The organism is Bradyrhizobium tunisiense (assembly GCF_042263385.1).
Lineage (GTDB): Bacteria > Pseudomonadota > Alphaproteobacteria > Rhizobiales > Xanthobacteraceae > Bradyrhizobium > Bradyrhizobium tunisiense.
Genome location: NZ_JBHLEV010000006.1, coordinates 278,841 through 293,110, shown reverse-complemented (window position 1 = coordinate 293,110; position 14,270 = coordinate 278,841). Strand labels below are relative to the sequence as shown.

Here is a 14,270-nt window from a genome sequence, read left to right as displayed (position 1 = left end):
CACCTGATCCGCCTTTTGCGGAGCGACCCACCCGCCCTGCCTCCCCGCAAATAGCTGCTTCTGCGCTGGCCCTCCTCGGTGACCGAGAGCCTTACGGTCGGATGGGTCTGGCTTGCTTCCCTACACAAGCTGCCAGTTACTGTTGACTCGCATCGCGAATGGGCAAATCCTCCCCACCACAAGATTGCCATCGCTAATTTCAGAACTGCGAAACTTCGGCGGCCCGATCCTTATCGGCGCCGTCCAGCCAAATTTTCTGGAGAAAACGGAGGGCACGATGCGCGCGCTCGTCTTGAGAACCGCCTCTCTTCTCGTCCTCGCTACCCTGGCCTCGATCCCAACCACGCCTGCAGCCCGCGCAGAGGACGGGACCGAAGAGCAGTTTGGCAGGGTGCACTTCCGGACCACTTGCAACGAGGTCGCGCAGCGCCGCTTTGACCGCGGCATGCGCTATCAGCACTCGTTCTGGTACCGGCCGGCGAAAGAGATTTTCCAGGAGACGTTGCAGGCCGATCCGGAATGCGCGATCGCCTATTGGGGCATTGCCTTGAGCCTGCTGTATAACCCGCATTTTCCCGCGCCGAAGGAAAACCTCACTGAGGGCGCCGCCGCGCTGCAGAAAGCCAAGGCGCTCGGCGCCAAGAGTGAACGCGAACGCGACTATATCGACGCGTTGCTCGCCTTCTATTCGGGAGACGAAAAGACGACGTTTGGCCAACGCGCGCAGGCCTATCTCAAGGCGGCCGAAGCCGTCGCCGCGCGCTATCCCGATGATGACGAGGCGCAGATCGCCTACGCCATCACACTGAATGTCACGGCGTCGCCAAACGACAAGACCTATGCCAACCAGCTCAAGGGCGCTGCCATTCTGGAGCCGATCTTCAAGCGGCAGCCGCGGCACCCCGGCGTGGCACACTACTTGATCCACCTCTACGACTATCCCGCGATCGCGGAGAAAGGTCTCGATGCTGCGAAGCGCTATTCCGAGATCGCGCCCGCAGCGCCGCACGCTTTGCATATGCCATCGCACATCTTCACGCGCGTCGGCTACTGGAACGAATCCATCGAGGCCAATAGCCGTTCCGCCAAGGCCGCCAAGGAGGGCAAGGACGCCGGCGAGCAGTTGCATGCCAACGACTATATGGTCTACGCCCTGCTCCAGCTGGCGCAGGACAGCCGAGCCCGCGACGTCATTGCGGACATGGTTGCGACCACGGGCTACGCGCCGGCCGTCCGCGCCGGCCCCTACGCGATAGCGGCCAGCCAGGCGCGTTACATGGTCGAGCGCGGCGATTGGCAGGGCGCGGCCGCGCTGAAGGTCGAGCCGAGCCGGTTTGCCTACGTCGATGCGATCACCTATTTCGCCCGCGCCATGGGCGCCGCGCGTTCCGGCAATGCCGACGCAGCAACGGCGGACATCGCCAAGCTGGCGGAGCTGCGGGACAAGCTGCAGCAGGACAAGGACGCCTATTGGGCCGAGATCGTCGACATTCAGCGGCAGGTGGCCACAGCTTGGCAGCTCAATGCCCAAGGAAAGCAGGCGGAAGCGTTGGAGGCGATGCGCCTGGCCGCCGATGCCGAAGATAAGACCGAAAAATCCATCGTGACGCCAGGACCGCTTGCCCCGGCACGCGAGCTTTACGGCACCATGCTGCTCGAGCGTGGCGAGGCCAATGAGGCACTGGCTGCGTTCGAAAGCACCATGCGCAAGGAGCCGAACCGCTTTGGCGCGACGGTCGGAGCCGCTCACGCCGCCGCGAAGGCGGGGGACGCCGTGAAGTCACGCCAGTACTACCGGAAAGTCGTGGACATGGCCCGCGATGGCGACCCTGCGCGAGCGGACCTCGCGGCCGCACGAAACTTCATGGCTCAGAATTAGCAAAAGTGCCGCGATGGCTTCCATGCGCCTGGCGAGCAAATTCGTTGCGATCAGCGCAGCAACCGCCCTGCTCTGCGCGGCTGCGGCGGTCTGGATCTTGCGATCCGGCGAACCGGCACGCGCAACAGCGGCGTACGGTGAGGTCCGCCCGGTGTGGACGGAAACCGACTGGCCTTTCGGCGCAGATCCCTGGGGGAGAGGAAAGGCGTTCCGCTGCAAGGCCGCTGATTGCGGCACCGAGGTCCAGCTCTACGTTCGCGCCAAGCTGGGCTTTTGCAATTGCGCCACGGGCGTCGCCGACGATTCCGACCTGGACCAGATGGGCGACCTTGCGCTGGTCGGCAAGGCAACGCCGACCGGGGCGGGCCGCGAGATCATCGTCGGTCCGATGCGCGGCCGCAGTCGGACCTATCGCATCGAAGGGAATAGCAAAGCCGCACTTTCACTCGCTTTCAATCAGCGCTGTGACATGGTGGCAGCGGTGGCTTTGGTCGGGTCGGACGCGCCCGCATTCGCGGAGCCGACGGTCCTGGCGTTCCTCAATAGCGACCGCATGTTGCAATGGGCCGAGATCGCACTTGGCTTGTGACCAGGCGCAATTCGAATTCCATCGGTTTCAGAAGCATAGAACTGACGATACGCCTTAGCTCACGCCCCTGCCTTTCCGCATCGTGGCGAGCACAACATCGGCCGCCAGCACGCTCGGTGACTTGTTGCCGGTCGACATGATCTGATCGAGCTGGGCGAAGGCGTCGACCTGTCGCCGCCGCAGCGGAGAATCCGTCAGCACGTCATGAAGCGCGAGCGCCAGCTTCTCCGGCGTGCACTCCTCCTGCAAGTACTCCGGAATGACGTCCCTTCCGATCACGAGATTGGCGAGGATCACCGAGGAGACGCGGATCGCGCGGCGCAGAATGAAGGCCTCGATGGCGCCGACGCGGTAGGCCGTCACCATCGGAATGCCAGATAGCGCGAGCTCCAGCGTCACCGTGCCGGATTTGGCCAGCGCCGCATGCGCGATGCGGAAGGCGGCGCGCTTCTCGTTCTCGCCGGTCACGATGCTCGGCTTGACCGGCCAGCTCGCGATGCCCTCACGGATGGTGGCTTCGAGGTGCGGCATGGTCGGCAGCATCAGCTCGAACGCGCGCCCTTCCGTCTTCAGGCGGCCGAGCGTTGCACCGAACACTTCGAGATGATGCCTGACCTCGCTGCGACGGCTGCCGGGCAGCACCAGCAGCACCGGCGGCTCGCTGTTGCGGCGCGCCTGCTCCTCGGCGCTCGGCCGCAGCGAGGACAATTGCTCGACTAAGGGATGGCCGACATAGCTGCACGGCGGTCCGCCGAGCTTGCGGTATTCCTCCGGCTCGAACGGCAGGAGACCAAGGACGTGGTCGACATAGCCGAGCATGGTCCGCGCCCGCCCCGGCCGCCATGCCCACAGCTGCGGCGAGACATAATCGACGACGGGGATCGCGGGATTCTTCGCGCGCACGCGGCGGGCGACGCGATGGGTGAAATCGGGACTGTCGATGATGACGAGCGTGTCCGGCGCGGCCTCCAGCACGGCGTCCGCCGTCTCGCGGATCAGCCGCAGGATCTTCGGCAGTTGCTGCACGACCGCGGCGAAGCCGACGATCGAGAGCTCTTCGATCGGAAACAGCGATTCCATCCCCTCGCGCGCCATGGTGCGGCCGCCGACGCCTGCGAATTCGACGCCGTCGCCGAGGCGCTGGCGCAGCACCTTCATCAAGGCACTGCCGAGCCGGTCGCCGGATTCCTCGGTGGCGATCAGGAAGATCTTGCGCTTGGGATCGCGCGACTGCATCACGCCGGCAGACCGATGACGAAGAGATATTTCGCGTCGGCCAGCGCGATCATCGCCTGCGGCTCGGCGGCGATGGTGTTGCCGGCGATGACGGCGATTCCGGCCAGACCTGCGGCGGCAACACCTTCGAGCGTGCGCGGGCCGATCGTCGGCAGGTCGAAGCGCAGGTCCTGGCCGCTCTTGGGCGCCTTCACCAGCACGCCGCGCCCCGCGGCGGCGCGGATGCGCCCCTCTTCGCGCAGCCGCCTAACGCGCGCAAGCAGCGCGTCGGTGCCCTCGATGTCCTCGACCGCCACGACATGTCCGTCGATCACAACGGCGGCTTGGCCGATATCGAACGGCCCGAGCGCGGTCAGCACCGCACGGCCGCGCTCGATGTCTGTCTTGCTGTTGTCGTTCGGCCAGGCGCGGCTGATGCAGCCCTCGGGCATCAGCAGATCGGGCGCGACGTCCTTGATGCCGACCATGCGAAAGCCGCCCTGCTCGAGGATGCGGCCGACACCGGACAAGAGATGATCGTCGCCGCCTCGGAAGGCGCGGATGACGTTGCCGAGCAGGCGCAGCGTCGTGACGTCGAATCTTATTTCGGTCAACGAGGGCCGCACCAAGGTGCCGATGAAGATCAGGTCGCGGCAGCCCTCCTCGCGGAACACCCGCATCGCCCGGCCGAGCTGGCCGACCGAGATCCAGCGGTGGCGGAATTTCTCCACCCGCGCCGGATCGCAGGCCCCCCGAAGCGGAAACAGAACCGGCGTGATGCCGCGCGTCGCAAGCGAGTCCGCAACCGCGAACGGCATCGCGCCGCCGCCGGCGACGATGCCGACCGTCGAAGACGTCTCAGAAGCCGCCGATGTCATGCCCGCGGCCATCTCGACATCACTTCGCAATGGCAGGAAGACAGAGCGGGCGCTTACCCTTGCCGATGAAGTCGAGGATCTCGGCGATCGCCGGATCCTCGCCCGCGAGCGGCCTTGATGCCTCCAGCCGCTCGGCGAAGGTGCCGAGGCCGTGGAAGAGCTTTTGGTAGAATCCGCGCACGGTCGCCAGCCGCTGCTTGGTGAACTTGCGCCGCTTCATACCGATCAGGTTGAGGCCCTCCAGCACCGCATATTGGCCGTTGACGAGGCCAAACGGGATGATGTCGTCGCGCACGCCGCAGACGCCGCCGACCATGACCTGCGGCCCGATACGGGTAAACTGATGCACGGCGGACAGTCCGCCGATGAAGACGAAGTCGCCGATCTCGCAATGACCGCCGAGCGTTGCCGACGTCGCGAAGATGACGTCATTGCCGACATGGCAATCGTGGCCGACATGGCTGCAATTCATGAAATAGCCGCGGTCGCCAACCGTGGTGACCCCGCCGCCGGCGACGGTGCCCGCGTTCATGGTCACGGATTCGCGGATGGTGCAGCCTGAACCGATCTTGAGCTGTGTCAGCTCGCCCCGGTAGCTGAGCGACTGCGGCGGCGTGCCGAGCGAGGCGAAGGGGTAGATGGTGCAATCGTCGCCGATGGTGGTCTGCGCGGTGATGTGCACATGCCCGATCAGCTTGCAGTTCGCGCCGATCACGACATGCGGGCCGATGATGCAATAGGGTCCGATCTCGGTGCCCTCGCCGATCACGGCGCCGTCCGCGACCCGTGCGGTGGGATCAATTGTGCTCATCAAGCCAATCTTACTCGTTAGGAAGCGCTGACTATGTGTTGAAGTCGCTTAGTTTTCCGGTGGTTAGCGCGACTATGCCCGATCTGTCCAGTGACGTATCATCTCTGCCTGTTTCAAGGTTCGGATGAGGCGCCTTCCCGGCGCCTCAACACTTCATGTGGAGCTTCAGCACGCGTGGTCAGGGCCCTGGCATTTCTGCTCGTACAGCTCGCAGCCGGACCGATCGTGTCCGAGACGGTCGAGACCGGCGATCGCCGCCCGATCGACCTCGCGACATTCGAGTGCCGCGACATCAGTCGCAGCACGGTGCTTCAGCGTGTCTGCTACGACCGCGCGCAGCACGACCTCGTCGTCGCGACCGGCGGCTTCTATGCGCGCTATTGCGGCGTCGCGGCCGAGACGGTCGACCGCCTCCTGGGCGCGCCGTCCATGGGCCAGTTCTTCAACCGGCATATCAGGCGCGAGGCGGCCGGCGGCCGCTACGATTGCAACGCGTGAGCCCCGGCCCGCGCCAGCTCAGTCCGTCAGCATGGCGCCGACATCGGCTTCCGCAACCACCTGCCCGTTGACCTTGGCATCGCCGTGAAACCACCACATGGCCTTGCGGCGGCCGACCGAGCGCATGTGGTACTCGATGGTGTCGCCGGGCAGCACGGGCTTGCGGAACTTGCACTTGTCGATGGTGAGGAAATAAACCGCCCGCGGTTTCTCCGTGCCTTCGACCGACTTGATGCCGATCACGCCCGCGGTCTGCGCCATCGCCTCGATCATCATGACGCCGGGATAGACCGGGCGCTCCGGGAAATGCCCCTGGAAGGCCGGCTCGTTGAAGGTGACGTTCTTGATGCCGATGCCGCTGTAGTCGGCGCGGATGTTGATCACGCGGTCGATCAGCAGCATCGGAAAGCGGTGCGGCAGGGTCTGGAGGATGGCGTTGATATCCACCAGCTCGAACTTAACAGGTGATTCCGCCGTCATTCCCGTCCCTCGTCCTTCGCATCGGCCTTGCTGTCGCGCACCAGGCGCTCCACCGCGATGATCTCCTTGAACCACTGCTTGGTCGGTTTGGCAAAGAAGCCACCCCAGCGTCCGCCAGCCGGGATGTCGTCCTTGACGCCGCTCATCGCGGTGACCTGGGCCCCATCTCCGATCTTGAGGTGGTTGTTGATGCCAACCTTGGCTCCCAGCGCAACGTTGTCGCCGATGGTCAGGCTGCCGGCGAGACCGATCTGAGCCGCCAGCAGGCAATTCCGGCCGATGGTCACATTGTGGCCGATCTGGACCTGATTGTCGATTTTGGTGCCCTCCCCGATCACGGTGTCGCGCAAGGATCCGCGATCGATGGTGGTGCCGGCGCCGACCTCCACATTGTTCTGGATCAGCACGCGGCGGGTCTGCGGCACCTTCAGATGGCCCTCGGGGCCGAAGAAGATGAAGCCGTAACCGTCCTGGCCGATCGAGCAGCCGGGATGGATCAGCACGTCGTTGCCGATCAGCGCGCACTGGATGGCGGTACGGGCACCGACATTGCAGTCCCGGCCGATCTTGACCCCGGGACCGATCACCGCCCCGGCGCCGACCACCGTGCCGCTGCCGATCTCGACATCCGGGCCGATCACCGCCAGGGGATCGACGATCACGCCGTCCTCGAGCCGGGCCGTGGGATCGATGATCGCGGACGGTGCGATACCGTCATTGCCGACCCAGGATTGCGGCCTGAGCGCATCGCCGTGCCATTCCCGCGCGAGCCTGACGAAGGCCCGGAACGGTTGCGTCACCCGCAGCACGGCCACATGCGCGGGCACCTGGGCCTCGAAGCGCGGGCTCACCAGGCACGCGCCGGCCTTGGTCGCCTTGAGCTCGTCGGCGTATTTCAAATTGTCGAAGAACGCCAAATGCATCGGCCCCGCTTCGTCGAGCGAAGCAAGGCCTGTGATGACGTTACCGCCTCTGCCCGGATCGACCAGCTGCGCCTGAATCAGCGTAGCGATGTCAGCCAGGGCTGAGGCAGGCGGCTTTGTGAAGAAGATCGGCTGCGCCATTCCACCCCGTCGCGGTCCGGCTTCGGCATGAAGCGGTCAGGCCGCATCATGCCCCATCTCTTGGAATGGCACGATCCCTTTCGGAAACCGGCTCCAGCGATCCGGATCGTGCCGTGCTGATCGAACTAGAACGTGGTGCCGCCGCCGAACCGGAACTCCTGCGTGCGGTCGTACTTGCCCTTGCTGAGCGGCACGGCGTAGTCGAAGCGCAGCGGACCGAACGGCGACTGCCAGATCAGGCCGACACCGACCGAGGACCGAACCACCTTGCTGTCGTCGTAGACAAGGCCGGTACAGGTTCCGGTGCTGGACGGATTGATGCTCGAGGGGATACAGCCGGGTGCATTGACCTCGTTGGTCGTGGTCCAGCTCGTCGGCCCCTTATAATCGTAGAGACCGCCGGCATCGGCATACACCGCGCCCTTCAGACCCACTTCCTTCGGCAGGAACCAGAACGGCATCTGCAGTTCGAGCGAAGCGCCCCAGTACTTGGTGCCGCCGAGCGCGTCCTGGCTACCGAAGGGGTTCAGATCGCGCGGGCCGATGCCGTTCGGGGCAAAACCGCGAACCAGATTCGGACCCATCTGGAAGTGGTCGAGCATGCGCAGATCGGTGCCGATCTTGTTCAGCATGCCGCTCTGCACGCGGACGAGGCCGACGATGTCGGACACCAGCGGCGTATAGTACTTCGCGTCGATCACCGACTTCAGATAGGAGACGTCGCCGCCGACGCCGGCGAAATCCTGACGGAAGTCGACGAGCAGACCATCGGTGGGGTTCTTGTTGTTGTCGAGCGTGTTGTAGGTCAGCGTGTAGCCGAGCGCGGAGGTCAGGGTCTTGCCGTTGGCAAGCTCCTTGCGCACCGGCAGCGAGGCTTCGCCGTCGTTGTAGCAGCCGAGGCCGTTGGTGGAGGCGAGACTAATGCCATTGGCAGCGGCGTAAGCCGGGCTCGGGTTGAACGCCGAGGAGAGCGGGTCGTTGTTACAGTTCGCCAGGTAGCCCGGCAGCGTGATTTCCTGCTGGTAGATCGAGTAGCGCAGCTGCAGCGCCAGATCTTCACGCAGGGAGAAGCCGAGGCGCGGCGAGAAGCCGATCGTCTTGGTGCCGTAGGAGATGTAGCTGTTGGACAGCTGCTGGCGCTGATAGAGGTCGAGGCCGAGCGCGACGCGGTAGTCGAGCAGATACGGCTCGACGAACGACAGCGAGTAGCCGCGTGCGTACTGGCCATAGGTCACGGCCGCCTTGGCGAACAGGCCGCGGCCGAGCAGATTGCGCTCGGCAACCGAGACTTCGGCCAGCGCACCGTCCGTCGTGGAGTAACCGCCCGAGACCGAGAAGTCGCCGGTCGATTTCTCTTCCATGTCGACGATCAGGATCACGCGGTCGGTCGACGAGCCGGGCTCCGTCGTGATCTTCACGCTCTTGAAATAGTCGAGGTTCTTCAGGCGCCGCTCGGCACGGTCGACCAGCGCGCGGTTGTAGGCATCGCCCTCGGAGAGGTCGAATTCGCGACGGATCACGTAGTCGCGCGTGCGCGTGTTGCCGCGCAGATTGATGCGCTCGATATAGGTGCGCGGGCCCTCGTCGATGTTGAACACGACGGAGACGGTGTGCGCCTCGAAGTTGCGGTCGCCACCGGGCCGGACCACGGCGAAGGCATAGCCGCGCCGCGAGGCCTCGATCTGCATCTCCTCGACCGACTTCTCGACCGACTCGACATTATAGAGAGAGCCGGCATTGACGCGGGAATAGCCGCGCATCGAGTTGGGATCGAAGTTCGGAATGCTGGAGCGGAATTCGACCGCGCCAACGCGGTACTGAAAGCCTTCCTCGATCTTGAAGGTGACGTTGAAGCCCTTCTTCTCGGGATCGTATTCGGTGAGCGCGGCCACGACCTGGACGTCGGCGAAACCGTGCTTGAGATAGAAGCGGCGGATCAGGTCGCGGTCGGCTTCGACGCGATCGGGATCATAGACGTCGCCGCTGCCGAGGAAGCTCAGCAGGTTCGTTTCGCGCGTCTTGATGATGTCCCTGAGACGATAGGACGAGAACGCAACGTTGCCGACGAACTCGATCGATTTGACGCCGGTCTTGACGCCCTCCTCGACCGTGAAGATGAGATCGACGCGGTTGTTCGGCTGCTCGATGATCTCGGGCGTGACGCGCACGTCGTAGCGGCCCGACCGGCGATAGATTTCGGCGATTCGCAGCGTGTCGGACTGCACCATGGCGCGGGAGAAGGTGCCGCGCGCCTTGGACTGGACTTCAGCGGTGAGCTGTTCGTCCTTGATCTTCTTGTTGCCCTCGAAGGCGATCCGGCCGATCACCGGGTTTTCCACCACCGAGACGATGATCTGGCCACCGGCGCCGCGGTTGATCCTGACGTCCTGGAACAGGCCGGTCTCGATCAACGCCTTGAGGCCGTCGTCGACGGCGCCTTGATCCAGGCGACCGCCCGGACCGGGCTTGAAGTAGGAGCGGATCGTCTCCACCTCGACGCGGCGATTTCCTTCGACGGAAATCGACTGAACGGTCTGAGCGAGCGCAGACGAAGACACAAAAACAGCCCCGACCGGGGCAACCACCGGCGCGCCGAACATGATCAGGGTTGCGAGCAAGCCCCCCCGGAGTCGCAGTCCAAACTTCATCGCGCAACGCGCCCTTATCATTCCGAGCCAGACCCAACCCCAACGCCGGTCTGGAGATTCCCCAAGTCGAGGCCGCTTGTAGCCAATTTCGCCGACGCCGCAAACGGCCGAAAGCGTCGTGATTTCAATTTCATTGCAAGACGTTGCTCAACAGCAACGCCACAAAAAAGCCTCCATCAGGATGCCGCCATTCGCAGGATGTCGTTGTAGGTCGCAAACACCATCAACATCAGCACCAGGCCGAGCCCGATTCGGAACCCCATCTCCTGAGTCCGCTCCGACAGGGGCCGGCCGCGGGCCACTTCGGCCGCATAGAACATAAGGTGACCGCCATCGAGCAGCGGAATCGGGAATAGGTTCAACAGGCCGATCGACACCGACAGCACCGCGCACAAATTGATCACGAACTGGAACCCGGCGCTGGCCGCCTGCCCCGACATCTTCGCGATTCCCAGGACGCCGCTGACCTCGTTGGGATTGCCCTGACCAACAAACAGCGCTCCCAGGAACTTGAATGTGCTGGTGATGATGAACCAGACCTGCTCGACGCCGATCTTGAGCGCCTCGCCGACGCCGACCGGCGCGGTCGAGGCCTCGCCGGCCTGGGCCTTGTGCTCGATGCCGAGCACACCGAGCCGGTGGCTGTTGCCGAACGGATCCTTGCGCTCGAGCAGCGCCGGGGTGGCCGTCAGCGAGACGATGCTACCGTCCCGCTTCACCTGGAAGGCAAGCGCCGAACCGGCATTCATCGCAACGATTCGCTGCATATCCGCAAAGCTCTCGATCGGCTTGCCGTCGATCTGAACAACGACGTCCCCGACCTTGAAGCCGGCCGCGGCCGCAGCGCCGTCGGCGACGACGCCGTCAACGCGCGCGATCGTGCTCGGCTTGCCGTAGTACAGCGCCATGCCCGCGAAGATCAGCGCACCCAGAATGAAATTGGCGATCGGGCCGGCCGCGACGATGGCGGCGCGCGGGCCGACTTTCTTGTGGTGGAAGCTGCCGGCGCGCTCCTCGGTCGTCATGGCCTCGAGCGTCTGGGCCGACGGGGTCGATGCCTCGCTCTCGTCGCCGAAGAACTTGACGTAGCCGCCGAGCGGAATGGCCGAGATCTTCCAGCGGGTGCCGTGGCGGTCATTGAAACCGACCAGCTCGGGTCCGAAACCGAGCGAGAAAGTTAACACGCGAACGCCCGCCCAGCGCGCGACCAGAAAGTGGCCGAGCTCGTGAAAGAACACGACGATCGTCAGGACGAACAGGAAGGGAATGGCGTAGCCTAGGACCCCATGGCTCAACGTATTGAAACTATGAGCAAAAAAATCGATCATCGAATTCCCTCATCCAGCGCCGCAAGGCCCTGGCCGCGAACCATCTAGGATGCCTTTAAGGCAATTTGAGGCAATAGGGCGGCAGCCCTATTTCGAGCAACATGGTCAACAGAGATTGCATCGTCGGCGGAGGTCAGAGGCGCCAGGTTCCCGCCGCGGATCCAGTCGTCAAGTGTCGCCTCCACCAGCCGGGCAATCGCGCCGAACCGGATCTTGCCGGCGATGAACGCGGCGACGGCAACCTCGTTGGCCGCGTTATAGACGGTGGTCGCCCCCTTCCCCGTCCGGAGCGAATCGTAAGCCAGCCGAAGTCCGGGGAAGCGCTCGAAATCGGGGGCCTCGAAGGTCAGCTGGCCGATCTTGGCGAGATCCAGCTTGGCCGCCGGCCCCTTGATGCGATCGGGCCAGCCGAGGCAGTGCGCGATCGGGGTGCGCATGTCGGGCGCACCGAGCTGGGCCACCACCGAGCAGTCGGAAAACTCGACCATGCCGTGGATGATCGACTGCGGATGAACGAGAACATCGATCTCGTCGGGCGTGAGCGCGAACAGATAGGACGCCTCGATCACCTCGAGCCCCTTGTTCATCATCGAGGCGGAATCGATCGTGATCTTCTGGCCCATGCTCCAGTTCGGATGCTTCAGGGCCTGTGCGAGGGTCGCCTGCTCGATATCCGCCGGCTTCCAGGTGCGGAACGGACCGCCCGAGGCCGTGATGATGACGCGGACGAGTTCGTCGCGATTGCCTGAAGCGAGCGCCTGGAACAGCGCGTTGTGCTCGGAATCGGCCGGCAGGATGCAGGCTCCCGCCTTGGCCGCGCGCTGCATGAAGAAATCACCGGCGCAGACCAGACATTCCTTGTTGGCGAGCGCCACATGCGCGCCGCGATCGACCGCAGCCAGTGCCGGCTTCAATCCGGCGGCGCCGCTCACGGCCGCCATGACCCAATCGGCCGGACGCGCGCCCGCCTCGATCACCGCGCTTTCGCCGGCACCGCATTCCGTGCTCGTTCCCGCCAGTGCGGACTTGAGCTCGGCGAGCTTGGAGGTGTCGGCGATTGCGACGTAACGCGCGGAAAATTCCTTCGCAAGCTTTGCCAGCGCTTCGACGTTGCCGTTCGCCGTCAGCGCCTCGACGCGGTAGCGCTCTGGCGAGGCGCGCAGCAGATCCATCGTGCTGTCGCCGATCGAGCCGGTGGCGCCGAGAACCGTGACGCTGCGGACGGACGACGCAGCAAGCCTGTTATTACGCAATGGGACCGCGCTCATATCCTCACCAAACCATAAGACCGCTTCCGGCGCTATGCACACCATGGCGGAGAAAGCCGATAATCCATGCCGCCAGGATGGCGGCGACAAAGCCGTCCAGGCGGTCCATAAGCCCGCCATGGCCGGGAATTAAGTGACTGGAATCCTTGACACCGAAGCGCCGCTTCACTGCGGATTCGAACAGATCGCCCAGCGCCGACACCACCGAGAGGATGGCGCTGACGAGGAGCAATGGCGCCATCTTTCCGAGCCCGCAAGCGGCGAAGCCGACCGCAACCAGGAGGCTCGCGCCAAAGCCGCCGAGAGCGCCCGCCCAGGTCTTCTTGGGGCTCACGCGCGGCCAGAGCTTCGGTCCGCCGATGCTGCGGCCGGCGAAATAGCCGCCGATATCGGTCGCCCACACCACGAGCAGCACGAACATCAATGCGGAGAAACCGTTGGCGAGATCCTTCCGCAGCAGAATCGAGGCGAGCAGCGCCGCCGCTGCATAAGCGAATCCGGTCGCCGCCCAAATGAACTTGCCGCGCGCGATCAGCGTTACGACCGCCCCGCCGACGAGGCCGACGATGAGGGAGGTCTTGAGCCCGCCAAAAGCGACAGCGGCCCCCATCATCGCGATGACCACCGTCCCTGCCCCGGTCAGCGCGGCCGATCCCGCGCCCACCACCATCAGCCATTCTGCGAACAGTCCGATCGAGACCAGGGTGACGAGCAGCGCCCACAGCCAGCCGCCGGCATAAGCGATCGCAATGGTCAGCGGCGCCAGCACCAGCGCTGCGAGGACCCGCATCACGAGATTGCTTGGGGCGGGCTTGGCGCCCGCCGGTGCGGAATCTTGTTCGCTCACGAGGCGGTCTTTGCGACCAGACCGCCAAAACGGCGCTCGCGCCTGGCGTATTCGGCGATCGCGCTTTCCAGCGCCGCCTTGTCGAAATCGGGCCAGTGGATCGGCACGAACACGAGCTCGCTATAGGCGGCCTGCCACATCAGGAAATTCGACAGGCGCTGCTCGCCGCTGGTGCGGATGATGAGATCGGGATCCGGAATATCGGGCGCATCGAGATGCGCCCCGAGCGTCTCGGCGTCGATCGTATCAGGGTCGCGCTTCCCTTCCGCGACCTCACGGGCGAGCTTCTGCGCCGCCTTCGCGATCTCGTGCCGCGAGCCGTAGTTGAAGGCGACGACGAGCGTGAGGCGCGTGTTGTCGCGTGTCAGCTCTTCGGCCTCGTTCAAAAGCGCGCAGATGTCGCTCTCCAGCCCTTCGCGCTCGCCGATGATGCGGACCTTGACGCCGTCACGATGCAGGCTCGCCAGGTCGTTGCGGATGAAGCGGCGGAGCAGACCGAAGAGATCGCCGATCTCGCTCGCCGGGCGCGACCAGTTCTCCGAAGAGAAGGAGAAGATGGTGAGATAGCGGATGCCGAGCTCGTGCGAGGCACGCACGACGCGGCGCAGAGCCTCGACACCGCGGCGATGCCCCTCCGCACGCGGCAGACCGCGCGCGGCCGCCCAACGCCCGTTGCCATCCATGATGATGGCGACATGTGCGGGCGCCTCGGACCGATCGGGTCCTTCCGTTGCGGGCGCGGCGGCGTTGGACATGAAGGCGGCC

13 protein-coding genes are annotated in these 14,270 nt (G+C 64.7%); 3 read left to right on the top strand and 10 right to left on the bottom strand.

The genetic code is table 11. The annotated features are described in order from the left end of the window. Window positions 1–277: 277 nt before the first annotated feature. Together ACFDR6_RS26025 and ACFDR6_RS26020 are read left to right on the top strand one after the other, a co-directional pair. Window positions 278–1,879, top strand: a complete 1,602-nt coding sequence (locus ACFDR6_RS26025) for a tetratricopeptide repeat protein (protein WP_212090098.1) — start codon at window positions 278–280, stop codon at window positions 1,877–1,879. Further along, window positions 1,821–2,468: a hypothetical protein gene (locus ACFDR6_RS26020; RefSeq protein WP_317239346.1), complete on the top strand. Its 648-nt coding sequence runs from the start codon at window positions 1,821–1,823 to the stop codon at window positions 2,466–2,468. The genes ACFDR6_RS26025 and ACFDR6_RS26020 overlap by 59 nt, the downstream gene beginning before the upstream one ends. A 54-nt stretch (window positions 2,469–2,522) precedes the next feature. Here the strand turns inward: ACFDR6_RS26020 and lpxB are convergent, their stop codons facing one another. The 3 genes from lpxB to lpxA are packed head-to-tail and all read right to left on the bottom strand — an operon-like array spanning window position 2,523 to window position 5,372. Beyond that, window positions 2,523–3,707: a lipid-A-disaccharide synthase gene (lpxB, locus tag ACFDR6_RS26015; RefSeq protein WP_212090092.1), complete on the bottom strand. Its 1,185-nt coding sequence runs from the start codon at window positions 3,705–3,707 to the stop codon at window positions 2,523–2,525. Continuing rightward, entirely contained in the window at window positions 3,704–4,561 is an 858-nt protein-coding gene (locus ACFDR6_RS26010; RefSeq protein ID WP_212090446.1) for an LpxI family protein, read from the bottom strand. The genes lpxB and ACFDR6_RS26010 overlap by 4 nt, the downstream gene beginning before the upstream one ends. A 19-nt stretch (window positions 4,562–4,580) precedes the next feature. Further along, on the bottom strand, window positions 4,581–5,372 hold the full coding sequence (gene lpxA / locus ACFDR6_RS26005) for an acyl-ACP--UDP-N-acetylglucosamine O-acyltransferase (protein WP_212090089.1): 792 nt from the start codon (window positions 5,370–5,372) through the stop codon (window positions 4,581–4,583). Between the two features lie 174 nt (window positions 5,373–5,546). Here lpxA and ACFDR6_RS26000 point away from each other — a divergent pair, with 174 nt between their 5' ends. Beyond that, a complete protein-coding gene (locus tag ACFDR6_RS26000; RefSeq protein ID WP_375859974.1) occupies window positions 5,547–5,870 on the top strand; it encodes a KTSC domain-containing protein in 324 nt (107 codons plus the stop codon). Between the two features lie 18 nt (window positions 5,871–5,888). Here the strand turns inward: ACFDR6_RS26000 and fabZ are convergent, their stop codons facing one another. From fabZ to ACFDR6_RS25965, 7 genes are all read right to left on the bottom strand, one after another. Then, a complete protein-coding gene (gene fabZ, locus ACFDR6_RS25995) occupies window positions 5,889–6,350 on the bottom strand; it encodes a 3-hydroxyacyl-ACP dehydratase FabZ (RefSeq protein WP_018320213.1) in 462 nt (153 codons plus the stop codon). Next, the gene (gene lpxD, locus ACFDR6_RS25990; protein WP_375859973.1) at window positions 6,347–7,414 is read right to left on the bottom strand and encodes a UDP-3-O-(3-hydroxymyristoyl)glucosamine N-acyltransferase; all 1,068 of its coding nucleotides are present in this window, start codon (window positions 7,412–7,414) and stop codon (window positions 6,347–6,349) included. Before lpxD ends, fabZ begins: the two co-directional genes overlap by 4 nt. A gap of 125 nt (window positions 7,415–7,539) precedes the next feature. Next, window positions 7,540–10,062, bottom strand: coding sequence for an outer membrane protein assembly factor BamA (gene bamA / locus ACFDR6_RS25985; RefSeq protein ID WP_212090077.1), 2,523 nt, complete (start codon window positions 10,060–10,062; stop codon window positions 7,540–7,542). Window positions 10,063–10,238: 176 nt separating this feature from the next. Beyond that, entirely contained in the window at window positions 10,239–11,390 is a 1,152-nt protein-coding gene (gene rseP / locus ACFDR6_RS25980) for an RIP metalloprotease RseP (protein WP_212090074.1), read from the bottom strand. Between the two features lie 44 nt (window positions 11,391–11,434). Further along, window positions 11,435–12,658: a 1-deoxy-D-xylulose-5-phosphate reductoisomerase gene (dxr, locus tag ACFDR6_RS25975; RefSeq protein ID WP_212090070.1), complete on the bottom strand. Its 1,224-nt coding sequence runs from the start codon at window positions 12,656–12,658 to the stop codon at window positions 11,435–11,437. Window positions 12,659–12,662: 4 nt separating this feature from the next. Further along, window positions 12,663–13,505: a phosphatidate cytidylyltransferase gene (locus tag ACFDR6_RS25970; RefSeq protein WP_212090067.1), complete on the bottom strand. Its 843-nt coding sequence runs from the start codon at window positions 13,503–13,505 to the stop codon at window positions 12,663–12,665. Continuing rightward, entirely contained in the window at window positions 13,502–14,260 is a 759-nt protein-coding gene (locus ACFDR6_RS25965) for an isoprenyl transferase (RefSeq protein WP_212090064.1), read from the bottom strand. The genes ACFDR6_RS25970 and ACFDR6_RS25965 overlap by 4 nt, the downstream gene beginning before the upstream one ends. Window positions 14,261–14,270 lie beyond the last annotated feature (10 nt).